This is a genomic window from Mesorhizobium sp. ESP-6-4 (genome assembly GCF_020164735.1).
GTDB lineage: Bacteria > Pseudomonadota > Alphaproteobacteria > Rhizobiales > Rhizobiaceae > Mesorhizobium.
Window position 1 is genome coordinate 239806 of the sequence record NZ_JAIUGS010000007.1, and the last position, 23600, is coordinate 263405.

General features: G+C 64.7%; 19 protein-coding genes. 10 read left to right on the plus strand and 9 right to left on the minus strand.

Annotation, left to right across the window (positions count from 1 at the left end):
• The first annotated feature begins 103 nt into the window (after positions 1-103).
• From rpe to LB523_RS16235, 3 genes are all read left to right on the plus strand, one after another.
• Positions 104-781, plus strand: coding sequence for a ribulose-phosphate 3-epimerase (gene rpe, locus LB523_RS16225; RefSeq protein WP_224545280.1), 678 nt, complete (start codon positions 104-106; stop codon positions 779-781).
• A gap of 261 nt (positions 782-1042) precedes the next feature.
• The gene (locus tag LB523_RS16230; protein WP_224545279.1) at positions 1043-1780 is read left to right on the plus strand and encodes a GntR family transcriptional regulator; all 738 of its coding nucleotides are present in this window, start codon (positions 1043-1045) and stop codon (positions 1778-1780) included.
• A gap of 108 nt (positions 1781-1888) precedes the next feature.
• Positions 1889-3406, plus strand: a complete 1518-nt coding sequence (locus tag LB523_RS16235; protein WP_224604390.1) for a malonate--CoA ligase — start codon at positions 1889-1891, stop codon at positions 3404-3406.
• Between the two features lie 187 nt (positions 3407-3593).
• Here LB523_RS16235 and nagA read toward each other — a convergent pair whose 3' ends face one another.
• Genes nagA through LB523_RS16255 form a run of 4 tightly spaced genes read right to left on the minus strand, consistent with a single transcriptional unit; the run spans position 3594 to position 7436 of the window.
• A complete protein-coding gene (nagA, locus tag LB523_RS16240; RefSeq protein ID WP_224604393.1) occupies positions 3594-4754 on the minus strand; it encodes an N-acetylglucosamine-6-phosphate deacetylase in 1161 nt (386 codons plus the stop codon).
• Entirely contained in the window at positions 4751-5782 is a 1032-nt protein-coding gene (locus LB523_RS16245) for an SIS domain-containing protein (RefSeq protein WP_095768151.1), read from the minus strand. Before LB523_RS16245 ends, nagA begins: the two co-directional genes overlap by 4 nt.
• Positions 5779-6558 (minus strand): GntR family transcriptional regulator, encoded by a 780-nt coding sequence (locus LB523_RS16250; protein ID WP_224531693.1) that lies wholly within the window; start codon positions 6556-6558, stop codon positions 5779-5781. The genes LB523_RS16245 and LB523_RS16250 overlap by 4 nt, the downstream gene beginning before the upstream one ends.
• Positions 6555-7436 (minus strand): BadF/BadG/BcrA/BcrD ATPase family protein, encoded by an 882-nt coding sequence (locus LB523_RS16255; protein WP_224604396.1) that lies wholly within the window; start codon positions 7434-7436, stop codon positions 6555-6557. The genes LB523_RS16250 and LB523_RS16255 overlap by 4 nt, the downstream gene beginning before the upstream one ends.
• Positions 7437-7636: 200 nt before the next feature.
• Here LB523_RS16255 and LB523_RS16260 point away from each other — a divergent pair, with 200 nt between their 5' ends.
• From LB523_RS16260 to LB523_RS16285, 6 genes are all read left to right on the plus strand, one after another.
• On the plus strand, positions 7637-8587 hold the full coding sequence (locus LB523_RS16260) for an N-acetylmuramic acid 6-phosphate etherase (RefSeq protein ID WP_224604400.1): 951 nt from the start codon (positions 7637-7639) through the stop codon (positions 8585-8587).
• 114 nt (positions 8588-8701) lie between these two features.
• Positions 8702-9976, plus strand: a complete 1275-nt coding sequence (locus tag LB523_RS16265) for an ABC transporter substrate-binding protein (protein WP_224545272.1) — start codon at positions 8702-8704, stop codon at positions 9974-9976.
• 242 nt (positions 9977-10218) lie between these two features.
• Positions 10219-11148, plus strand: coding sequence for a carbohydrate ABC transporter permease (locus LB523_RS16270; RefSeq protein WP_224604608.1), 930 nt, complete (start codon positions 10219-10221; stop codon positions 11146-11148).
• An 8-nt stretch (positions 11149-11156) separates the two neighbouring features.
• Positions 11157-11996, plus strand: a complete 840-nt coding sequence (locus LB523_RS16275; protein ID WP_224604417.1) for a carbohydrate ABC transporter permease — start codon at positions 11157-11159, stop codon at positions 11994-11996.
• 64 nt (positions 11997-12060) lie between these two features.
• Positions 12061-13122, plus strand: coding sequence for a Gfo/Idh/MocA family protein (locus LB523_RS16280; protein ID WP_224545271.1), 1062 nt, complete (start codon positions 12061-12063; stop codon positions 13120-13122).
• Between the two features lie 15 nt (positions 13123-13137).
• Positions 13138-14136, plus strand: coding sequence for an ABC transporter ATP-binding protein (locus LB523_RS16285; RefSeq protein ID WP_224604419.1), 999 nt, complete (start codon positions 13138-13140; stop codon positions 14134-14136).
• Positions 14137-14340: 204 nt separating this feature from the next.
• Here LB523_RS16285 and LB523_RS16290 read toward each other — a convergent pair whose 3' ends face one another.
• The 5 genes from LB523_RS16290 to LB523_RS16310 all read right to left on the minus strand — a co-directional run bounded on the left by LB523_RS16290 (position 14341) and on the right by LB523_RS16310 (position 21305).
• Positions 14341-15186 carry a fumarylacetoacetate hydrolase family protein gene (locus tag LB523_RS16290; RefSeq protein WP_140844603.1) on the minus strand — a complete coding sequence of 282 codons (846 nt, stop codon included), beginning with the start codon at positions 15184-15186 and terminating at the stop codon, positions 14341-14343.
• 174 nt (positions 15187-15360) lie between these two features.
• Positions 15361-16092 carry an SDR family oxidoreductase gene (locus tag LB523_RS16295; RefSeq protein ID WP_224604422.1) on the minus strand — a complete coding sequence of 244 codons (732 nt, stop codon included), beginning with the start codon at positions 16090-16092 and terminating at the stop codon, positions 15361-15363.
• A gap of 362 nt (positions 16093-16454) precedes the next feature.
• On the minus strand, positions 16455-18830 hold the full coding sequence (locus LB523_RS16300) for an aldehyde dehydrogenase family protein (RefSeq protein WP_224604423.1): 2376 nt from the start codon (positions 18828-18830) through the stop codon (positions 16455-16457).
• A 167-nt stretch (positions 18831-18997) separates the two neighbouring features.
• Positions 18998-20044, minus strand: a complete 1047-nt coding sequence (deoC, locus tag LB523_RS16305; protein WP_224604425.1) for a deoxyribose-phosphate aldolase — start codon at positions 20042-20044, stop codon at positions 18998-19000.
• 433 nt (positions 20045-20477) lie between these two features.
• A complete protein-coding gene (locus LB523_RS16310) occupies positions 20478-21305 on the minus strand; it encodes a ferredoxin--NADP reductase (RefSeq protein ID WP_224604427.1) in 828 nt (275 codons plus the stop codon).
• 221 nt (positions 21306-21526) lie between these two features.
• Here LB523_RS16310 and LB523_RS16315 point away from each other — a divergent pair, with 221 nt between their 5' ends.
• Positions 21527-23599: a hydantoinase/oxoprolinase family protein gene (locus LB523_RS16315; protein WP_224604430.1), complete on the plus strand. Its 2073-nt coding sequence runs from the start codon at positions 21527-21529 to the stop codon at positions 23597-23599.
• Position 23600 lies beyond the last annotated feature (1 nt).

Genomic DNA, 23600 nt, shown 5'->3' on the forward strand with positions numbered 1-23600 from the left:
CAATTCCGGACGGAAAAGCGCTCGCACTTTTCCTGGAATTGCTCTAGGCAATCGCCCTGACAGGCGCGACCACGCGCACAGGACCGCCGGGAGAATTTGCGCCATGAGCAAGAAGACCCTGATCGCGCCATCGGTGCTGGCGTCGGATTTTTCGAAGCTGGGCGATGAGGTCGAGGCCGTCACCGCGGCCGGCGCCGACTGGATCCATCTCGACGTGATGGACGGCCATTTCGTGCCCAACATCACCTTCGGCCCGCCGGTGATCAAGGCGATCCGCAACCGCACCAAGGCCTTCTTCGACTGCCATCTGATGATTGCGCCGGCCGATCCTTACCTGGCGGCCTTCGCCGAAGCGGGCTGCGACGGCATGACGGTGCACGCCGAGGCCGGGCCACATCTCGACCGCTCGCTCCAAACCATCAAGAACCTCGGCAAGAAGGCAGGCGTCTCGCTCAACCCGGCAACGCCGGAAACGGCGATCGAGTATGTGCTCGACCGGCTGGACCTCATCCTGATCATGACCGTCAATCCGGGCTTCGGCGGGCAGGCCTTCATCCCGGCGATCGTGGACAAGGTGAAACGGGTGAAGGCGCTGATTGGCGGTCGGCCGATCCGTATCGAGATCGACGGCGGTGTTTCGGCCGAAACGGCGCCGCTGGTGACCGCGGCCGGAGCCAATGTGCTGGTAGCGGGCGCCGCAGTCTTCAAGGGCGGCAGCGTCGAAGCCTATAGGGCAAATATCGAAGCAATTCGAACGGCTGCCGACAGGGCCGCCAGTTAAACATATAACGGTGCGAGCCTCGCGGGAGTTGTACAACCGCGACAGGGATTGAACGATTGTTCATTCTATGAAGCGACGCAGGAACATCGACTTTTCCCTGAGATTCTACTCTGTTCAATAAATAGACGATCCGCTTGTCTTAAAGTCGAATATCGTCATCTTCCGCTTGAGACACCTCATTGCCCGGCTGTATGATACATGTACGGGAATTGCTTCGCCGCGGGGCCCTGGCAAACCAGGGGCAAAGCAACAGGAGTTCGATTGACAAACGGAAGCACCGAGCCGGGCGAGAGCAAGGGCGCCAAAAGCACGCTTGCCAGTTCGGTCTACCAGCAACTCCGCGACGACTTGCTGCGCGGAGCCCTGGAGTCCGAGACGAAACTGCGTGTCGAGTGGGTCGTTTCCCGCTATGGCGCCGGCGCCTCGCCGGTGCGCGAGGCGCTCAACCGCCTGGCCGCCGAGGGCCTGCTCGGCCGTCACGACCAACGCGGCTTTTTCCTGATGCCGGTCAGCGCCGCGGAACTGGAGGAGCTGACGCGTACGCGCTGCTGGCTGGAGGAGCGGGCGCTGCGCGAATCCATTGCGCACCGCACCGCAGAATGGGAAGAGCAACTGGTGCTTGCCCTGCACCGCCTGGCGCGCGCCGAGCGCCGCCTGCCGGATGACCCGGCAACCAACAATCCAGAATGGGAAAAGCTGCACCGCGCCTTCCATCGCGCCCTGATCGCGGCCTGCAGGTCGCACTGGCTGATCGGCTTTTGCGATCAGCTTTCCGACCAGGCCTCGCGCTACCGCCTGATCGCGCAAAACGCGCCAGGCACGGGGCGCGACGATCTCGGCGAGCATCGCATCATCGCCGAACGCACGCTGGACGGCGACGCCGACGGCGCGGTCGAGGCGCTTCTCAATCACTACCGCCTCACCGCGGCGATGTGCATGGAACGCCTCGCCCAGGGTTATGATCCGAGGGCCGGCAAGTCCCAACGCGGCCGTAAATAGCGGATCGAAAAATCAACGCAGTTTTTGCTCCGGGCGCCAAATCTGGTATTCGCTCAGGCGAGCGCAAGGCATGCGCCATTCGGCCTTCGTCCGCCTTGAGGACATCTCATGACCAATCATCTCTTCAGCGCTTTCCGTTCCCGCATGCCGGCGCCCGGCCGGCTGCTGATGGAGACGGATGACGGCCGTTCGATCACCTATGGCGACATGGTGGCGAAGTCGGCGCAGCTGGCGCATGCCCTCGCGCAGGCCGGCGTCGAGCCCGGCGATCGGGTCGCGGTCCAGGTCGAGAAGAGCCCGGAGGCGATGCTGCTCTATCTCGCCTCGTTACGCACCGGCGCGGTCTTCCTGCCGCTCAACGCCGCCTATACGCTGCCCGAGCTCGACTATTTCTTCCGTGACGCCGGGCCGAAACTGATCGTTTGCGATCCGGACCGCCTTGCCGGCGTCGAACCGCTTGCCGCGGCGATCGGCGCCACGGTGCTGACGCTCGGCCGCGACGGACAGGGAACGCTGGCCAGCCAGGCTTCGCGACAGGCGACGGATTTCAGCGATGTCGCGCGCGGGCCGGACGATCTTGCCGCGATCCTCTACACCTCCGGCACCACCGGCCGTTCCAAGGGCGCGATGCTCAGCCACGAGAATCTCGCCTCCAACGCCCGCGTGCTGGTGGAGCAATGGCGCTTCGGCGCCGACGACGTGCTGATCCACGCGCTGCCTATCTTCCACACACACGGCCTGTTCGTCGCCACCAACGTCGTCTTGATGGCCGGCGCGACAATGTTGTTCGAGCAGAAATTCGATCCCGCGCGCATTCTGTCGCTGATGCCGCGCGCGACGGCTTTGATGGGCGTGCCGACCTTCTATGTGCGGCTGTTGCAGCAGGACGGCCTGACACGCGAGGCGGCGGAGACGATCCGGGTATTCATCTCCGGCTCGGCGCCGCTGCTCGCCGAGACGCACAAGGCCTGGCGCGAGCGCACCGGCCACGCCATCCTCGAGCGCTACGGCATGACCGAGACCAACATGAACACGTCCAACCCCTATGACGGCGAGCGGCGCCCGGGCACGGTCGGCTTCCCCTTGCCCGGAGTCTCGCTGCGCATCACCGATCCCGAGACGGCCAAGCCGCTGGCCCAGGGCGAGATCGGCATGATCGAGGTCAAGGGGCCGAACGTCTTTGCCGGCTATTGGCGCATGCCCGACAAGACCAAGGCCGAGTTCCGCGAAGACGGCTTCTTCATCACCGGCGACCTCGGCCTGATCGATGCCGACGGCTATGCCCACATCGTCGGACGCGGCAAGGACCTGATCATCTCCGGCGGCTACAATGTCTATCCGAAGGAGATCGAGAGCGAGATCGACGCGCTCGACGGTGTCGGCGAAAGCGCGGTGATCGGCGTGCCGCATCCCGATTTCGGCGAAGGCGTCACCGCGGTGGTGGTGCGCAAACCGGGCTCGGCGATCAGCGCCGCCGACATTGCCGGCGCCATCGCCGGGCGGCTGGCGAAATACAAGCATCCGAAGCAGGTGATCTTCGTCGACGAACTGCCGCGCAACACGATGGGCAAGGTGCAGAAGAACGTGCTGCGCGAGGCATATAAGGATATCTATACAGCCGGCTAACAACACTGCGTCGTCACCCTGGGGCGAAGCAAGGAGCTAAGCGACGCGCGCAGACCCTAGTCTAGGATCCATTTCCATGACGCTAAGGCATTGCAACAGCTACAGAATTCTGCACCATTGCGCTCTGCGGCAGAGGTCTCGGAATGGATCCTCGGGTCAAGCCCGAGGATGACGAAACCGCGAAGGCCTACGTTCCAAACACCTTCCTGCCGCTGATCCAGACGTTCCTGACATCCAGCCCCTCCGACAGCCCAACAATGTCGGCTGCGGTGCCGTTGGCGAAGCGGCCGAGGCGGTGGGCCTGGCCGATCGCCTCGGCCGGATAGAGCGAGGCCATGCGCAGAGCCTCGTCGAGGTCCAGGCCGACGACGCGATGGACGTAGCGCACGGCGGAAATCATGTCGAGATCGGCGCCGGCCAGCGTGCCGTCGGCAAGCCGTAGGCTCCCGTCCTTGCGGTAGATGGTGCGGCCGTTGAGCGTGAACGATGTCATGTCGGTGCCGATCGTCGCCATGGCATCGGTGACCAGCACGATCTTGCCAGGCCCCTGCTTGCCGCGCAGCGCAAGCATCATCGTCGCCGGATGGACATGGATGCCGTCGGCGATGATCCCAGCATACAGGCCGCCGGTGTCGATCGCCGCACCGGCCAGGCCCGGCTCGCGGTTGCCGATCTGGCTCATGGCGTTGAAAAGATGCGTGACCACCGTGGCGCCGGCTTCGGCGAAGGCGGTGGCCGTCGCGTAATTGGTGTCGCTATGGCCGAGGCTGACGACGACGCCGGCCTTGGCCAGCGCCGCGACATGGGCCGGCTCGACCGATTCCGGCGCGATCGTGGTGAGCAGGACGGGAAGCTCGCTGCGCGCCGCGATCAGCGCCGCCTGGTCGGCGTCGGTCATCGGCCGGATCAGCGCCGGATCATGCGCGCCCTTGCGGGCTACCGAGAGATGCGGCCCTTCCAGGTGCAGCCCGAGGAAGCCCGGCGCCTTTTCCCGGGCGGCCTCGGCGCCGGCGGCGATGGCGGCGGCGGTGATTGCCGGCGTGTCGGTGATCAGCGTCACCAGCAGCGCGGTGGTGCCGAAGGGCGCGTGCGCCCGGCAGATGGTCTCGATCGAGGCGACGTCGGGATGGTCGTTGAGCATCACGCCGCCGCCGCCATTGACCTGGATGTCGACGAAACCGGGCACCAGCAGGCCGCCGCCAGTCTCGGTCGCCGAAACGCCGGATGGAATCGCCCCGGCGGGCAGGATGGCCTCGACCACGTCGCCCTTGACGACGAGAGCCGCGTTGTCGTGCCAGTCGGCGCCGTCGAAGATGCGGGCGCCGGTAAGTGCGAAACGGTCACTCATACGGTTTCCGTCACCTTGCGCAAATTGCGCGGCGCATCGGGGTCGAGGCCGCGATGGCGCGCGAAGGCCTCGACGAAGCCGTAGAAGGACACGATCAGCGGCAGTGGATCGGTCAGCGGGTGGCCGGTGGCGACATGGGGAAGAAGCCGCGCGGCCTTCGCCTTGTCGGATGTGATGAAGGCGGCGGCGCCCTTGGCCGTCAATCCGTCGGCCGCCTCGGCGACCGAGGGTTCGGACGCATCACGGGCGGCAAGCGCCAGGACCGGAAAACCCGGACCGACCAGCGCCAGCGGCCCATGCATGACCTCGGCGGCGCTGTAGGCCTCGGCATGCATGGCGCAGGTTTCCTTGAATTTCAGCGCCGCCTCGCTGGCGATCGCGAAGGACGGGCCGCGGCCGAGGATGAACAGCGACTGCGGGTTCTCCAGAGCGCCGGCGAGCGCCATCCAGTCGCAGGCGATCGCCTTCTCGAAATGGCCGGGAAGGCCGGCGAGCGCCTTGATCAATGCTTGGTCATCCGTGGCATGCGCCATCAGCGCAAGGCCGGCGACAGCCGAATTGACGAAGGTCTTGGTGGCCGCGACGCTGCGCTCAGGTCCGGCCAGGATGTCGATGGCATAGTCGGAGGCCCGCGCCAGCGGCGAGTCCGCCGTGTTGGTGATGGCGACGGTGAGCGCGCCGCCGGCCCTTGCCGTTTCGGCCATGGCAACGATGTCGGGGCTCTTGCCCGACTGCGAGACCGCCAAGCAGGCCGAGCCCCGGAGCCTCAACCTGGCGCCATAGATCGACGCGATCGACGGCCCAACGGAGGCGACCGCCAGGCCTGCCGTCAGCTCGACGGCATATTTCATGAAGGTCGCGGCATGGTCGGACGAGCCGCGCGCCACGGTGACGACGAAATGCGGATCGCGCTCGCGAAGGCCGCGACCGGCCTCGGCCAACATGGCGGACGAGCCGTCGAGAAGGCGCGCGGCCGCTTCTGGGATCTCGTTGATCTCGCGCCGCATATGGGTGGTGCTGGCATTCATGGCCGGAGCTCCTCTCCCGGCCCGGTCAGCCGGAGTTCCGCGACGAAATCATAGGCGTCGCCCCTGTAGACCGAGCGGGTGAACTCGATCACCTTGCCGCTCGCCAGATAGGAAATGCGCTCGATCTGCAGTCCGGCAACCCCCGGAGGCACTTCCAAGAGGCGCGCATCGGCGTCGCCAAGATTGGTGGCCGAGATGCGCTGCACGGCGCGTACCGGGCGATTGCCGGTCGTTTCCAGCGCCGCATAGAGCGAGGAGCCGATCGCTTCGGGATCGGGCAGGACGCTGGCCGAGAGCGCCGCGCGCTCGATCGCCAGCGGCGTGTCGTTGGCGATGCGCAGGCGCGCCACGCGCGCCACCAGCTCGGTCGAGGAGAGGCCCAGCACCATCATCTCGTCCGGCGACGGCGCATAGAGGCCGCGGTCGAGCCAGACCGAGCGCACATTCATGCCGCGGCGCGCCATGTCCTCGGTGAAGGAGGTGAGCCGCGACAGCGACTGCTCGACACGCTCCATGCGCGGCGCGACGAAGGTGCCCGAGCCGTGGCGCTGAACGAGGATGCCGCCCTTGACCAGGTCCTGCACCGCCTTGCGCACAGTGACGCGCGAGATGTCGGCCTTGCTCGCGATGTCGCGCTCGGAGGGCAGCGCGTCGCCAGGACCGATCAGGCCGCGATTGACCGCTTCCTCGATGCTGCGCCTGAGCTGCAAATAGAGCGGCGCGCCGCTCTGCGAGGATTCTTTCAGCATGGAGAAGATCTGGTCGGCGGCGCTCATCGGGCGGCCTCCGAACCCTTGGCAAAGATGCGCAGCGCCATCTGCACGGCGCCGCCCAGCGCATCGTCGAGCGGGGCCTTGAGCAGCGCCTGATAGCGTGCCGAAAGGCGCGGCGCGTAAAGCGGCGCCAGGCCGCCGAGTAGGCAGAGCGGAGCATGGTCGGCAAGCTCGAGCGCGTTGAGCGAGGCCTCGACATCGGCGACCGCCTTGCCGAGGATGAAATTGGCGACGAGGTCGCCCTTCTCGGCATGCTCGAAAACCTTTGGCGCGAAGCCGCCGAAATCGCCCGGCTTGGCGTTGGTGGTGAATTCGACCACGTCTTCGGGATTGTTGCGGAAGACGGCGAGCATGGCGTCGGTCAAGGGCGAGCCCGGACGGATGCCGTCATAGGCAAGCAGCGTCTGTTCCAGCAGGTCGCGGCCGATGCGGGCGCCGCTGCCCTGGTCGCCGACCTGGAAACCCCAGCCGCCGATGGCGCGCGACTTGCCGTCCTTACGGGCCATATAGGCGGTGCCGGTGCCCAGAATGGCCATGGCGCCGTCACCGGAGCCGACCGCGCCCTCTAGCGCGATCTCGGCATCGGTTTCGACACGACTCCGGCTGAAGGGCAGGATCGCCTCGAGCTGCTGCCGGTAGGTGCCGACATTGGCGCCGGCGAGACCGAGAATGGCCGGTGTTTGGGGAATCAGCTCCGGATCCGCGCCGGCGGCCAGAAAAGCCTGCCTGGCCGCCTCGACAATGTTGGTACGGGCGCCAGTGAGGTCGGTGCGGATGTTGGCGGCGCCGCTCTTGGCGCGGCCGACAACGGCGCCGCCGACGGTCGCAAGGGCCGCCCTGCAGCTGGTGCCGCCGCCATCGATGCCAAGCACGAATTTCACGCGATTTCTCCTCGGAGCCGGATAATACCAATAAAATACCAATAGCCAAGAGTTAATTTCTGTTCAAAAAAGATTAAGGCGCATTTTGTTGAAAAATCACGTTAATTTGCCGACAAGGGAGGTCCGCCGCCTGAAATTCATTAATGCGTGTGGACAAGTGGTATTTTTTTGGTATTGTTCACTCAATCGGAGGAAAATGCATGGCCGAGACGCGCACCGAAGCGCTCCACCAGAATGCCGAGGGGCTGGATGTCCAGGCCCCCGAAACCATTCTGGCGTTCCTGGCCAGCGCCCAGATCGAGGCCGGCAAGGCCGTGCACGGCGCCATTCCGGCGATTGCCGTTGCCGCCGAACTCATCGCGAAGCAATTGAAGAGCGGCGGCAAGCTTGCCTATGCGGCGGCTGGCAGCTCCGGCTTGATGGCGCTGGCCGACGCGCTGGAACTGCCCGGCACCTTCGGCATTGCGCGCGACCGCATCGCCATCCTCATCGCCGGCGGCGACGACGCCTTCCGCACGCTGGCCGGCGGGCCGGAGGACGACACCGGGGAAGCGTCGGCGGCGGTTGCCGCGGCCGCCATCGGCAAGGGCGACTGCCTGATCGCCATCTCGGCCAGCGGCTCGACCCCTTATGCGGTCCAGGCGCTCCAGGACGCGCGGCGCCGGGGCGCCGCCACCATCGCGATTGCCAACAACCGGGGCGCCGTCCTGTTCGAGCAGGCCGACGTCGCCGTCCTGCTCGAAACGCCGCCTGAGCTGATCGCCGGCTCGACGCGCATGGGCGCGGGCACGGCGCAGAAGATCGCGCTCAACATGCTTTCGACGCTCACCGCCATCCATCTCGGCCATGTCCATGACGGCTACATGGTCAACCTCACCGCCGACAACATCAAGCTGCGCGACCGCGCCGTGCGCATGGTCGCCGCCATCAGCGGCAAGAGCCGCGACGACGCCGCCCGCCTGCTCGAAGAGAGCCGCGGCGGAGTCAAGACCGCCATTCTGCTCGCCGCGGGCGCCGCCAGCGCCGACGCAGCCGAGAAGATACTGGAAGGAACCGGCCAGAAGCTCAGGCCGGCGCTTTCCGCGCTGGGGCATGATCCCGAAAAATGGAACCCGCTTTTCGGAAAAGATCATGCCCTAACAAAGAGGTAGGGCCCTTTTCATCCCGATTTCCATCGGGGTGAAACGGGCTTGCGAGGGGAGCAAGGGGCGCTGAGCCTCTGTTCTCAAAACCGAACCTGAAAAAGGTCAACAGGGAGACTGAAGATGAAGACCAAACTACTGACGGCCCTTCTGCTCGGCACAAGCATTCTCGGTACGGGCATCCTCGGCACGACCGGGATGGCGCTGGCCGAGGACGTGACGCTCAACATCGAAAGCTGGCGCGGCGACGACCTGACCATCTGGAAGGACAAGCTGATCCCGGCTTTCGAAGCCAAGAACCCCGGCATCAAGGTGGTGTTCGCGCCTTCGGCGCCGACCGAATACGATGCGGCCCTCGGCGCCAAGCTCGCCGCCGGCTCGGCAGGCGACCTGATCACCTGCCGCCCCTTCGACAAGTCGCTGGAGCTGTTCAAGAAGGGCAACCTCGCCGACCTGAGCTCGCTGCCTGGCATGGAGAACTTCTCGCCCGTCGCCAAGGCCGCCTGGCAGACCGACGACGGCAAGTCGAGCTTCTGCGTGCCGATGGCCTCGGTCATCCACGGCTTCATCTACAACAAGGATGCCTTCGACAAGCTCGGCATCAAGGTGCCGCAGACCCGCGACGAGTTCTTCGCCGCGCTCGACAAGATCAAGGCGGACGGCACCTATATCCCGATGGCGATGGGCACCAAGGACCTCTGGGAAGCCGCGACCATGGGCTACCAGAATGTCGGCCCGAACTACTGGAAGGGCGAGGAAGGCCGCCAGGCGCTGATCAAGGGCGAGCAGAAGCTCACCGATCCGCAGTGGGTCGAGCCCTTCAAGGAATTGGCCAAGTGGAAGCCGTATCTCGGCGACGGCTTCGAGGCGCAGACCTATCCGGACAGCCAGAACCTGTTCACGCTCGGCCGCGCCGCCATCTACCCGGCCGGCTCGTGGGAAATCGGCCTGTTCAACACCCAGGCGCAGTTCAAGATGGGCGCCTTCCCGCCGCCGGTCGAGAAGGCCGGCGACACCTGCTACATCTCTGACCACACCGACATCGGCATGGGCCTGAATGCGGCATCGAAGCATGCGGAAGAGGCCAAGAAGTTCCTGTCCTGGGTCGCCTCGCCGGATTTCGCCACCATCTACGCCAACGCGCTGCCCGGCTTCTTCAGCCTGAACTCCTCGCCGGTGAAGATGGAAGACCCGCTGGCGCAGGAGTTCGTCTCCTGGCGCGGCAAGTGCAAGTCGACGATCCGCTCGACCTACCAGATCCTGTCGCGCGGCACGCCGAACCTCGAGAACGAGACCTGGGTTGAATCGGCCAATGTGATCAACGGCACCGACACGCCGGAAGCTGCGGCCAAGAAGCTGCAGGACGGCCTCGACAGCTGGTACAAGCCGGCGAAGTAAGAGCATCGATTGCGATACCGGCCGGGCTCGGGCCCGGCCGGCGTTCAAACAGTTCCCGATAGCGATTGTCGGCGCAGCCTCCCGGTCTTACCCTCCCCGTGCGGGGAAGACGGAGCCGATCTGTCGCTGGCCTTGTCTTTCTCCTCAAGGGGACAGCCAAGCCGTGCATCGAGGCATCAGCTAGCATCAACCGACCTGGAACCCAGAGACGGCGGGGAACCGAACTCATGGCTACCGAACTCATGGCTGCAGAAACGCGAGCGAAAAGAGCGATCCGCTGGCATGTCGGCGTCTTCCTGGCGCCGGCGGTGCTGGTCTACACCGCGTTCATGATCCTGCCGCTGTTCGGCACGCTGCAGCTTTCGCTGTTCCGCAACATCGAGCAGTCCCAGGTCTTTGTCGGACTGGGCAATTTCCGCACGCTGTTCGGCGATCCGAACTGGTCCGTGAATTTCTGGAACGCGCTCAGGAACAATGTCTGGTTCTTCATCATCCACATGCTGGTGCAGAACCCGATCGGTGTGCTTCTGGCGGCGCTTCTTTCCAGCCCCCGGCTGCGCTTCACCGCCTTCTACCGCACGGCGATCTTCGTGCCGACGATCCTGTCCTTCGTCATCGTCGGCTTCGCCTGGAAGCTGATCCTGTCGCCGATCTGGGGCGTGGCGCCGCATCTGATGGATTTCGTCGGGTTGAAGAGCTTCTTCACGCCGTGGCTCGGCAAGGAGCAATATGCGCTCACCGCGCTCAGCCTGGTCTCGGTCTGGCAGTTCGTCGGCATCCCGATGATGCTGATCTATGCGGCACTGCTGTCGATCCCCGACGAGGTGATCGAGGCGGCCGAATGCGACGGCGTCACCGGCATGGCGCAGTTCTGGAAGATCAAGCTGCCGCTGATCCTGCCCTCGATCGGCATCATCTCGATCCTGACCTTCGTCGGCAATTTCAACGCTTTCGACCTGATCTACACGGCGCAAGGGGCGCTGGCCGGGCCGAACTATTCGACCGACATCCTCGGCACCTTCCTCTACCGCGCCTTCTTCGGCTTCCAGCTGCAGGTCGGCGATCCCAACATGGGCGCGACCATCGCCACGATCATGTTCCTGATCATCCTCGCCGGCGTCTGCGTCTATCTGTTCCTCGTGCAGACGCGCCTGCGTCGCTACCAATTCTGAGGCGCACCATGAGCACAGCCACACGTTCGCTTCCCCGCGCCATCGGCGCGCATGCGATCCTCCTGACCTACACGGCGATCGCGCTGTTTCCGGTGGTCCTGGTGGTGATGAATTCGTTCAAGTCGCGCGCAGGCATCTTCGGCGCGCCGCTGACGCCGCCGACGCCAAAGACCTTCGACCTGATCGGCTACACCACGGTGATTGGCCAGGGCGACTTCATCCACTATTTCCAGAACAGTCTCGTCGTCACCGTCGCCTCGCTGTTCTTCGTGCTTCTGTTCGGCGCGATGGCCGCCTTCGCGCTGTCGGAATACCGCTTCCGCGGCAACACGATGATGGGGCTCTACCTCGCGCTCGGCATCATGATCCCGATCCGCCTCGGCACCGTCGCCATTCTGCAATTGATGGTGGCGACCGGGTTGGTCAACACGCTGACGGCGCTGATCCTGGTCTATACCGCGCAAGGCCTGCCGCTGGCGATCTTCATCCTGTCGGAATTCATGAAGCAGGTGTCCAGCGACCTGAAGAATGCAGGCCGCATAGACGGGCTGTCGGAATACACGATCTTCTTCCGGCTGGTGCTGCCGCTGGTGCGTCCGTCCATGGCGACCGTCGCCGTCTTCACCATGATCCCGATCTGGAACGATCTGTGGTTCCCGCTGATCCTGGCGCCTTCGGAGGAGACCAAGACCGTGACGCTCGGCGCGCAGCTCTTCCTCGGTCAGTTCGTCACCAACTGGAACGCGATCCTGGCGGCGCTGTCGCTGGCGATCCTGCCGGTGCTGATCCTCTATGTCATCTTCTCGCGGCAGCTGATCCGCGGCATCACGTCGGGAGCGGTGAAGTGAGCCGCAATAGCCAACTTTTGATAGGGCTGCGCTTCACCCTCTCAGGAAAAAATGGAGCAGTCAGGTGAGCGATAAAACCCCTCTTCGCGTAGTCGTCGCCGGCCTCGGCAATATGGGCCGCAGCCATGCGCTTGCCTACCACAGCAACCCAGGCTTCGAGATCGCCGCACTCGTCAACCGTTCCGACGTGCCGCTGCCGGACGGGCTCGCCGGCTACGGCATAAGGCGCTCCTTTGACGACGCGCTGCGCGACGAGAAGCCGGACGTCGCGGCGGTCGCCACCTATTCCGACAGCCATGCCGACTATGCGGTGCGGGCCTTCGAGGCCGGCTGCCATGTCTTCGTCGAGAAGCCGCTGGCGACCACGGTTGCCGACGCAAAGCGAGTCGTCGATGCCGCGAAGGCCAACGGCAAGAAACTGGTGATCGGCTATATCCTGCGTCACCATCCGTCCTGGGTGCGGCTGATCGCCGAGGCGCGCAAGCTCGGCGGCCCATATGTCTTCCGCATGAACCTCAATCAGCAATCCTCCGGCCACACCTGGGAGACGCACAAGCAGCTGATGCAGACGACGTCGCCGATCGTCGATTGCGGCGTGCATTATCTCGACGTGATGCTGCAGATCACCGACTCGAGACCCGTCGAAGTACGCGGCATGGGGGTGCGGCTGAGCGACGAGGTGGCGCCCTCGATGTACAATTACGGGCACCTGCAGGTGCTGTTCGAGGACGGCTCGGTCGGCTGGTACGAGGCCGGCTGGGGGCCGATGATCTCGGAAACGGCCTTCTTCGTGAAGGACGTCATGTCGCCGAAGGGCTGCGTCTCGATCGTGATGAAGGAGGGCGTCAGGTCCGACGACATCGACACCCATACCAAGACCTCGACGATTAGGCTGCATAGCGCGGCGACTGGGCCGGACGGCAAATTCGCCCGGGAGGACCAGCTGCTGTCGATGGAAGGCGAACCGGGCCACCAGGAGCTTTGCGACCTCGAACAGGCCTTCCTGCTCAAGGCCATCCGCGAAAATATCGACCTCACCCGCCACATGGACGATGCCGTGAAGTCGCTCGCCGTCTGCCTTGCCGCCGACGAGAGCGTGCGCAGCGGCAACGCCGTGAAACTCTAGAACAGGGACGACGCCGTGGGTTCGCTGAAGATCGAGAATGTGAAGAAGGCTTTCGGGCCGATCGAGGTGCTGAAGGGCATCGACCTCGAAGTGACGGACGGCGAGTTCGTCGTCTTCGTCGGCCCGTCCGGCTGCGGAAAATCGACGCTGCTGCGCGTCATTGCCGGCCTTGAGGATTCGACCTCCGGCCGCGTGCTGATCGATGGCACGGACGTTTCCGTTACCCCGCCGGCCAAGCGCGGCATCGCCATGGTGTTCCAGACCTACGCGCTCTACCCGCATCTGACGGTGAAGAACAATATGGCGCTTGGCCTGAAGCAGGCCGGCACGCCGGCGGCCGAGATCGAGCGGCGCATCAAGATCGCCTCCGCGATGCTGTCGCTGGAGCCCTATCTCGAGCGCCGCCCGGCGGAACTGTCGGGCGGCCAGCGCCAGCGCGTCGCCATCGGCCGCGCCGTGGTGCGCGAACCGAAGCTGTTCCTGTTCGACGAACCATTGTCCAACCTCGATGCCGCGTTGCGCGTCAACACCAGACTTGAGATCGCGCAGCTGCACCGGCGGCTGAAGGCGACGATGATCTACGTCACCCACGACCAGGTCGAAGCGATGACGCTGGCCGACAAGATCGTGGTGCTCAACTCCGGACGCATCGAGCAGATCGGCAGCCCGATGGAGCTCTACAATTCGCCGGCCAACGAATTCGTCGCCGGCTTCATCGGCTCGCCGAAGATGAATTTCATCGACGGCGCCAGGCTGGGCGAGACGGCCAAGACCATAGGCGTGCGGCCGGAGCACCTCACAGTCGACGCGACGTCAGGCGCCTGGAAAGGCACGGTCGTGCATGCCGAGCATCTCGGCGCCGACACCAATCTTTATCTCGACTGCGAGAAGGCCGGGCTGATCACCGTGCGCATCTTCGGCGTCTACAACGCCGAGCCGGGCGCGACCCTCTACGCAACGCCGGATGCGGCGAAGACGTATCGGTTTGGGGCGGATGGGAAGGTGCTGAAGTAGCGCCGGCTTCCCCTTCTCCCCTTTTGGGAGAAGGTGGCCGCGAAGCGGCCGGATGAGGGGGGTTGGAAGGATCTCGTCGCGGCAGAATGAAGCGTGGGATATCTTCAATCTTCAAGGCGGCACTCCGCTGGAGCACCCCTCATCCGTCTCGGCGCTGCGCGCCGATCCACCTTCTCCCACAAGGGGAGAAGGGATAGTCGCACCTTACTCGTCCGCCTTGAAGGTCTGCTTCTGCTGGCCGAGCCCTTCGATGCCGAGCTCTACGACGTCGCCGGGCTTCAGGAACACCTGCGGCTTCATGCCGAGGCCGACGCCGGGCGGGGTGCCGGTGGAGATGATGTCGCCGGGATGCAGCGACATGAATTGGCTGAGATAGGCGACCAGATACTTGACGCCATAGACCATGGTCCTGGTCGAGCCGTTCTGCATTGTCTTGCCGTTGACGGTCAGCCACATCTTCAGGTTCTGCGGGTCGGCGACCTCGTCCTTGGTGACCAGCCAGGGGCCGGTCGGGCCGAAGGTGTCGCACGACTTGCCCTTGGTCCACTGGCCCTGGCGTTCGGCCTGGAAGGCGCGCTCGGAGACGTCATGCGCGACGCAATAGCCGGCAACATAATCCAGCGCGTCGTCCTCCGAGACATACTTCGCCGTCTTGCCGATGATCACGCCGAGCTCGACTTCCCAGTCGGTCTTGACCGAGCCGCGCGGGATCAGCACGTCGTCATCGGGCCCGACGATCGCCGAGCTTGCCTTCATGAAGATGATCGGCTCGGGCGGCACGGTGGCGCCGGTCTCGGCGGCGTGATCGGAATAGTTCAGGCCGATGCAGATGAACTTGCCGGTGCCGGCGACGCAGGCGCCCAGGCGCGGCTTGCCGGGAACCACCGGTAGCGACTTCGGATCGAGCTTCGAAAGCATCTCCAGCGAGGCCGGATGGAGCGCCGTGCCGGCGATGTCGGCGACATGAGCCGAAAGGTCGCGGATCGTCCCATCCGCATCGAGCAGGCCGGGCTTTTCGCAGCCAGCTTCGCCATAGCGCAACAACTTCATCTCAACGTTCTCCACCTTGCGGCCAAGGGCCGGTTTTGCAAATTCCCATCGAAGCCAGCGGACCGTAGTTGCCGACCCCGTCCACGGCAAGCAAGCCTCGCTGCTATGCCGACCAAATCGTCGAGATTTTCAGACGTTTCGATCCGACCGCCCCACCGATATCCGAGCCTCTCGTCAGATCGACCAGCCGCCATCGATATTATAGGCCTGCCCCGACGTGTAGGTTGCGCCGGCAAGATAGACGGCGAGATCGGCGATCTCCTCCGGCGTGCCAAGCCTGCCCATGGGCTGGCGGGCGATGAAGGCCGCGCGCGCTGCCTCATAGTCGCCCTGGGCATGCATGCGGTCCTGAAGCGACGGGCTTTCGACCGTGCCCGGGCAGATCGCGTTGCAGCGTATGCCCTTGGCGACATAATCGGCCGCGACCGCTTTGGTCAGGCCGACCACGGCCGCCTTGGTCAGGCCGTAGACGAAGCGGTTCGGCACGCCCTTTTGCGAGCTTGCCAGCGAGGCCATGTTGATGATCGAGCCGTCGCCGCGCTCCAGCATGCCCGGCAGCACGGCGCGGATGGTGCGGATCATCGAACGGACATTGAGGTTGAGCGCGAAGTCGAGATCCTCGTCCTTCATCTCGAGGATGGAGCCGCCATGGACGAAACCGGCGCAGTTGAACAGCACGTCGACTTGGCCGATCTCGGCGAAGACGGAAGTGACGGCCGTGTCACTCAGCACATCGAGCTTGCGGGTCTTGATCCCAGGCGTCTTGCCGAGTTGGGCCAGCAAGGCGTCGTTGATGTCGGTGGCATGGACGGTGGCGCCTGCCTTGGCGAAAGCCAGCGCGCTCGCCTTGCCGATGCCCTGGGCCGCGGCCGTGACAACAACGACCTTGCCTGCAAGATCCGCCATGCTGTTCTCCTCACGCTTTGGACTTAAAGCGTGTCGCGTTGAAACGAATTCATGCAACGCGCTTTAAGTATTTGTTTTGATGCATGTCGTTCTCCCAAAACCGCTGCGCACTTTTGGGCGACATGCATTGACCCGGATGGCCGGCGGCCGGCCAGAATCCTTGCCGACCCGCGCCCTCCGCCACGGACAAGATGTTTTTTCTCGTTAAAGAACACCCATCCGGGCGTCAAGCCCGAACGCGATCACCTTCGCGGCAGCTGCTTTAATGCATATAGTCTGTCGCGGCGCAAGGACTTGTATGACAACCGGGCAACAAGTTCCGCTGCCCTGGACCATTCGGGCACGCCGCGCTTCGTAAGCGATCAATCGCCGTAAGGCACCCAGACATTCTTGACCTCGATGGCGCGGCGCAGGAAGACCTCGCCTGCCGCCTCCCCCGAGGCCCAGTCGAGGCTGCGGCCATTGCCGGTCCAGACGCGCTTGAGGTTGCCGATGGAGTCGGCCTCCGCCTTGGCGCAGGTGTCGGCATCGGCGAAGACCCAGAGCCCGTCGACGTCGTCATGCTTGGCCAGCACGCCGGCAAGCTCGGCGCCGCGGCCGGTGACGATGTTGATCGCGCCGGCCGGAATGTCGGAATATTCGATCACCTGGTAGAGGTCGGTGGCCAGCAGCGGGTGGCGCTCCGACGGGACGGCAACAACGGTGTTGCCCATGGCAAGCGCCGGCGCGACCAGCGAAATGAAGTTGAGCAGCGGCTGGTTATCCGGCGCGACGATGCCGACGACGCCCACCGGCTCATGCAGCGCAAGTGTCACGACACGGGCCGGCGGCTGGTGCACGCGGCCTTCGAACTTGTCGGTGAGGCCAGCATAAAGGAACAACCGCTCGATCGACTGCTCGACCTCTTCGCGCGCGGCCTTGGCGCCGACGCCGGTGAGTTGGACAAGGCGCGCGGCGAACTCGTCGGCGCGGCCCGACAGGTTCTCGGCGAAGTAATAAAGCACCTGGCTGCGGTTGAAGGCCGTCGCCTCCGGCCAGGCCTTGCAGCCACGCGCGGCTGCGACGGCGTCGCGGATATCCTTGCGGTTGCCGAGACCGACTTCGCCTGCCAGCTTGCCCTTGGCGCTGGCAATGGCGATCGAGTAATTGCCATCCGGGCGCACCTGCTTGCCGCCGATGAACAGTTTTGCCGTGCGGTCGATGGCCAAGCCGTCGGCCTGCTCGACCGGCTGGGCCGAGCCGGCCGCGGCCGGCTTGATGGCGGGGCCGACCGGCAGCTTGGCGGCGAGATATTCGAACATGCCTTCGCGGCCGCCTTCACGGCCAAAGCCGCTTTCGCGATAGCCGCCGAAGCCGCAGGCGGCGTCGAACATGTTGGTGCCGTTGACCCAAACCACGCCCGCCTTCAATTGCGGCGCGACATGCAAGGCGAGGTTGATGTTCTCACTCCAAACGGACGCGGCAAGGCCGTAGCGCGTGTTGTTGGCAAGCTCGATCGCTTCCTCGGTGTTGCGGAAACTCATCGTCGCCAGAACCGGGCCGAAGACCTCTTCCTGCGCCAGAATATTAGCCGGCGAAACACCCGTCGCCAGCGTCGGCAAGTGATAATAGCCGGAGGATGGCAAAGCGGCGTCCGGCTGCCAGCAGACGGCGCCTTGTTTCGCGCCCTCCGCGATCAGGCCCTTGACGCGGTCGAGCTGCGTGCGATCGACCAGCGGGCCGATATCGGTGTTCTTGTCGAGCGGGCTGCCGACGCGCAGCCGGCTCATCCTGACCTTGATCTTGGCGATGAAGGCCTCCGCAACGCCTTCCTGCACCAGCAAGCGCGAGCCGGCGCAGCAGACCTGGCCCTGGTTGAACCAGATGCCGTCGACCAGACCTTCGACGGCGCTGTCGAGATCGGCATCCTCGAAGACGATGAAGGCCGACTTGCCGCCAAGCTCCAGTGAAAGCTTCTTGCCCGACCCGGCGGTGGCCTTGCGGATGATCTTGCCGACTTCCGAAGAGCCGGTGAAGGCGATCTTCTGGACGCCGGGATGATTGACGATGGCCGCACCGGCCTCCGGTCCGCCCTGGACGATGTTGACGATGCCCTTCGGCACGCCGGCCCGCTCGCAGATCTCGGCGAACAATATGGCGGTGAGCGGCGTGAATTCGGCCGGCTTCAGCACCACCGTGCAGCCTGCGGCCAGAGCCGGCGCAATCTTCCAGGCCAGCATCAGCAGCGGGAAATTCCACGGGATGACCTGGCCGACGACGCCGACCGGCTTGTGATCGGGAAAATCCTTCTCGAGCGTCTGCGCCCAGCCGGCATGATGGACGAAATGGCGGATCGCCAGCGGCACATCGATGTCGCGGCTCTCGCGGATCGGCTTGCCGTTGTCGATCGATTCCAGCACCGCGAACAGGCGCTGGTGGCGCTGCATGGCGCGGCCGATGGCATAGAGCACTTTCGCGCGGGCGTAGCCCGAGGATGCCGACCATTTTGGCAGCGCCTTTGCTGCCGCCGCAACCGCGCTATCGATGTCGGCGGCGCCGGCATCCGAGACCTTGGCAAGCAGCTTGCCGGAGGACGGTTCGCTGGTCTCGAATGTCCTGCCGCCTGCCGCCGCCTTCCATGCGCCGTCGATGAACAGCGCCTTGGAAAAATCGCGGCCGGCGAGCCAGGCGTCGGCCTCGTTACGAGCTTCCGGCGCCGGGCCGTATTCCATGGCGTGATAGCGTTCGAGGATGTTCATGGGGCGCCTCCTTTACCCTCCCCCTTGCGGGGAGGGTCGATCGGCAAAGCCGACCGGGGTGGGGGTAAATGGCTGATGGTTTCGTTCATTGGACTGGCTGATCTGGTTTGTACGACTCCCACCCCGCCGCTGCGCGGCGACCTCCCCACAAGGGGGAGGGTGGAAGCTCACGCCATCGCGTGGCGGTGGTTGGCCGAATAGCGGCCGGTCAAATGATGTTCGAGCTGGCGTTCGATGTCGGTGAGCAGGCTGGAGGCGCCGAAGCGGAACAGGTCCGGCTCGAGCCAGGGACGGCCGAGCTCTTCCTTCATCAGCACCAGCCAGTCGAGCGACACCTTGGCGGTCGAGATGCCGCCGGCCGGCTTGAAGCCGATGAGGTAGCCGGTCTCCTCGAAATAGGCGCGGATGGCCCGCACCATGGCAAGGCCAACGGGCAGCGTGGCGTTGACGCTTTCCTTGCCGGTCGAGGTTTTTATGAAATCGGCGCCCGCCATCATCGCAACCATCGAGGCGAGCATGACGTTGCGCAGCGTGGCGAGGTCGCCGGTGCCGAGGATAACCTTGAGATGCGCATCGCCGCAGGCGGCGCGCATGGCGACGATCTCGTTGAACAGTTCACGCCACTTGGCGCCGTAGACCAGGCCGCGCGGAATGACGACGTCGATCTCGTCGGCGCCGTCCTTCACCGATGCTTCGATCTCCTGCAGGCGGGTCGAGAGCGGCGCAAGGCCGTGCGGAAAGGCGGTGGAAACGGCGGCGACATGGATGCCGGTGCCGCGCACGGCGTCAACCGCGGTGGCGACGAAGGGATGGTAGACGCAGACCGCCGCCGGACGGATCGCCTCGCCTGATATGCCGAGGCCCTCGACGATATCGCGACGCAGCGGGTTGATCGCCTTGGCGCAAAGCCGGCGTACGCGCTCGTCGGTATCGTTGGAGTTCAGCGTGGTGAGGTCCATGCAGGCAATAGCGCGCAAGAGCCAGGCGGCCTGGTTGTCCGCCTTGATCGAGCGGCGCTTGGTGAGCGTGGCGACGCGGCGCTCCAGCGCCGAGCGGTTGACGCTGCGCACCGATTCCAGGAAGCCGAGATCGAGCTTCATGCCGGGGTTGCGGGCAATGCCGTGCTCCAGCGGTAGCGGCGTGTTGGCGGCGGCGCGCGCCGGCAGCGGCATCACCTTGGGCGCGCCTGCGCCGGCCTCGCGGATCGTGCTCATCTCCTGCCCTTTCACTCAGCGCCTTTGCGCTTTTATATCTTCGTGGGTGTCATTGGGTGGCACGAACGAAGATAGCCCGTGAAGCGATGCTTCACGAGTCTTTCAAAGGGTCATAGCGCAAAAAGCCCGCTCAGGCAGCAGATTTTTGACCGTATGGTCAAAACATCATGCTGGGTAGGCGCTCGATGCGTTGGAGATTGGCCGAAATACCCATCCCTTCGTCATACTCGGGCTTGACCCGAATATCCATGCCGTGACCTCTGCCACAGAGTGCAACGGTGCAGAATTCTGTAACCGCCGCAACGCCTTAGCGTAACGGCATTGATTCTAGGGTCTGCTCGCTCCGCTCCTTGCTCCGCCCTAGAATGACGAAGCGCGAATGCCGTCGCTAATCTCAGACGCCTCCAACAAAGCAGGCGGACCGCGATATGTCTCAGCCGACGAAAGCGCGCTCGACGACGAAGCTGGCCGGGTGGCTCAAGGAGCCTTCCTGGAAGCCCAGGCTTTCGGCGAGTTCCTTGACGTCCTTCAGCATATGCATCGAGCCGCAGATCATGATGCGGTCGGTCTCAGGATTGAGTTTCTCGATGCCGAGGTCCGCATAGAACTTGCCCGAGCCGATCAGCGCGGTGATGCGGCCCATGCGCGCCGATTCCTCGCGGGTCGTCGAATTGTAGAGCGTGACGCGGCCGCCGGTCAGCTCGCCGATCAGCGGGTCGCTCTCCAGCCCGGCCACCAGCTCCTGGCCATAGGTGAGCTCGGCATTGTCGCGGCAGGTGTGGGTGAGGATGACCTCGTCGAACTTCTCGTAGGTATCGGGGTCTCGCAGCAGGCTGGCGAAGGGCGCGATGCCGGTACCGGTCGAGATCATGATCACGCGCTTGGCGGGCGTCAGCGCGTCGAGCACCAGCGTGCCGGTCGACTTCTGGCGCATGATGACGGTGTCGCCGACCTCAATCTTCTGCAGCTCGGAGGTCAGCGGACCGTCCGGGACCTTGATCGAGAAGAATTCAAGCTCGTCGTCCCAGGCGGGGCTCGCGACCGAATAGGCGCGGAAGATCGGCTTCTCGGCATTGGGCAGGCCGATCATGACGAACTCGCCGGAGCGGAAGCGCAGCGACTGCGGCCGGGTGATGCGGAAGGAGAACAATCGGTCGGTATAATGCTTCACCGACACCACGGTCTCGGCATAGACATTGGCCGGGATCGGGAACTGCAGCGGCTTTGCGCCGGCGACGTTCAACGCGGATGTCGTGTTCATTCCAACCCAACTTTCCGGCCCAGACGGAACCTTCTGGCGCCAAACCTTCTCGTGCGCGCCCGAACGGTCAGGTTCCGGCGTGCTCCCTGCACACTGTCAAGCGGTAAGCTCTTGTGTCCGGAATTTATTAGTATACAAATGATCTCCAGGTCAAGATGGCGGCGTAAAACGCCTTTCCAAACCGAGGCATATCCGTAGTCCTGGCATTTCGGGTTTCGGCAATGAATGAGAAATTTTCGGTGTCGGTGGGAAACGTCGTGGCTGGCATCGATGTCGGCGGAACCTTCACCGATCTGCTTTTGATCGACGGCAAGGCGGGCGGCAAGGTCCATATCGCAAAGACACCGACCACGGTGGAAAACCAGGCCTTCGGCGTCGTCGCGGCACTTGGCGCCACCGGTTTTCCGATCGACGGCATCGACCTCATCGTGCATGGCACGACGACTACGACCAACGCCGTGCTGGAACGTCGCCTGGCGCGGACCGGCATGATCACCACCCGAGGCTTTCGCGATGTGATTGAGCTTGGGCGCCGCACAAGGCCGCAGGCCTATGGAATGACGGGCACTTTTGTCCCCGTCATTCCCCGCGACCTTCGGCTGGAAGTGTCGGAGCGGGTCGAGGCGTCGGGCGCCGTGCGCATTCAACTCGACGAAGCCGAGATGCGCGATGCGGTGAAGGCGCTGCTCGACGCCGGCTGCGAGTCGCTGGTCATCCATTTCCTGCACTCCTACGCCAACCCGTCGCATGAGCGGCGTGCGGCAGAGATCGCGGCGGAGCTCTGGCCGAACAGCCACATCACCACCGGCCATGCGCTGCTTTCGGAAGCGCGCGAGTTCGAACGCGGCGTCACCGCGGCAGTCAACGCCTCGGTTCAGCCGATCCTCGAACGCTATGTCGAGCGGCTGCGCAAGGAGCTTGCCGCGAAAGGTTATGCGCGCGACTTCCTGATCATGAACGGCAATGGCGGCATGATCTCGGCCCGCTTCGTCACGCAGGAATCGGCCAAGACCGTGATGTCCGGCCCGGCCTCCGGCGTGATCGCCGCCGCCTATACGGGAAAACGCGCCGGCTTCGGCAATCTCGTCACCTACGACATGGGCGGCACCTCGACCGACGTGGCGCTGATCCGCAACGCCGAACCCGCCGTCTCCAACGAGATCGAGATCGAATATGCGATGCCGATCCATGTGCCGATGGTGGCGGTGCACACGGTGGGCGCCGGCGGCGGCTCGATCGCGCGCGTCGATGCGGCCGGGCTGATCCAGATCGGCCCGGAAAGCGCCGGCGCCAACCCAGGCCCGATCTGCTACGGGCGCGGCGGCATCGAGCCGACCATCACCGACGCCAATCTGGTGCTCGGCCGCCTGGCGCCGAAGAAATTGCTGGCGGTCGACAATCCGGTCACGGTCGAGCGCGTCACCGGGATTTTCGAGGAGAAGATCGGCAAGCGCACAGGCCTCTCCGGCGTCGAAGCGGCGGGCGCTGTGCTGAGGCTCGGCAACATGAAGATGGCGGGCGCGATCCGCATGGTGTCGGTCTCGCGCGGCCACGATCCGCGCGATTTCGCGCTGTTCGCCTTCGGCGGCGCCGGACCGCTGCACGCGACGGCGCTCGCCCGCGAGCTCGGCCTGCCGAGGGTGCTCGTGCCGGCGCGCCCGGGCATCACCAACGCGCTCGGCTGCGTTGTGGCCGATCTGCGGCACGACTTCGTCAACACAATCAACCAGCCGGTCGGCGGCCTCGATGAAACCGCGCTTCGCGAGGTCTTGGAACGGCACCGTAACGAAGGTGAGGCGCTGATTGCCAAGGAAGCGGTGAAACCCGACGCGATCCGCGTCACCCATTCGGCCGACATGCAGTTCGTCGGCCAGACGCACATCATCAACGTGCCGCTGCCCTCCTCGTCGGTTTCACGAGAAACACTGCAGCTTCTGTTCGAAAAAGCCTATTTCGCCCGCTTCAAGGTCGAGTTGCCGGAGATCCGCGCCAACCTCGTCAACCTCAACACCTCGGTCACCGGCGTGCGGCCGCAGATCGACCTGTCGCGGCTGATCGACCCCGCAGGACGTGCCGCCACGCTCGAGGAGGCGCGGCGCGAAATCCGGCCGGTCTGGTACAGCGGGCGCTGGCACGACACGCCGGTCTATGCCCGCGAAAAACTGCCGCTCGATACAACAATCGAGGGTCCGGCGATCCTGGAACAGATGGATGCCACCACCGTGCTCGAACCAGGCGACCGGGCGCGCTCGGATGCCGACGGCAACATCATCATCGACATCGGCGAGGCTTAAG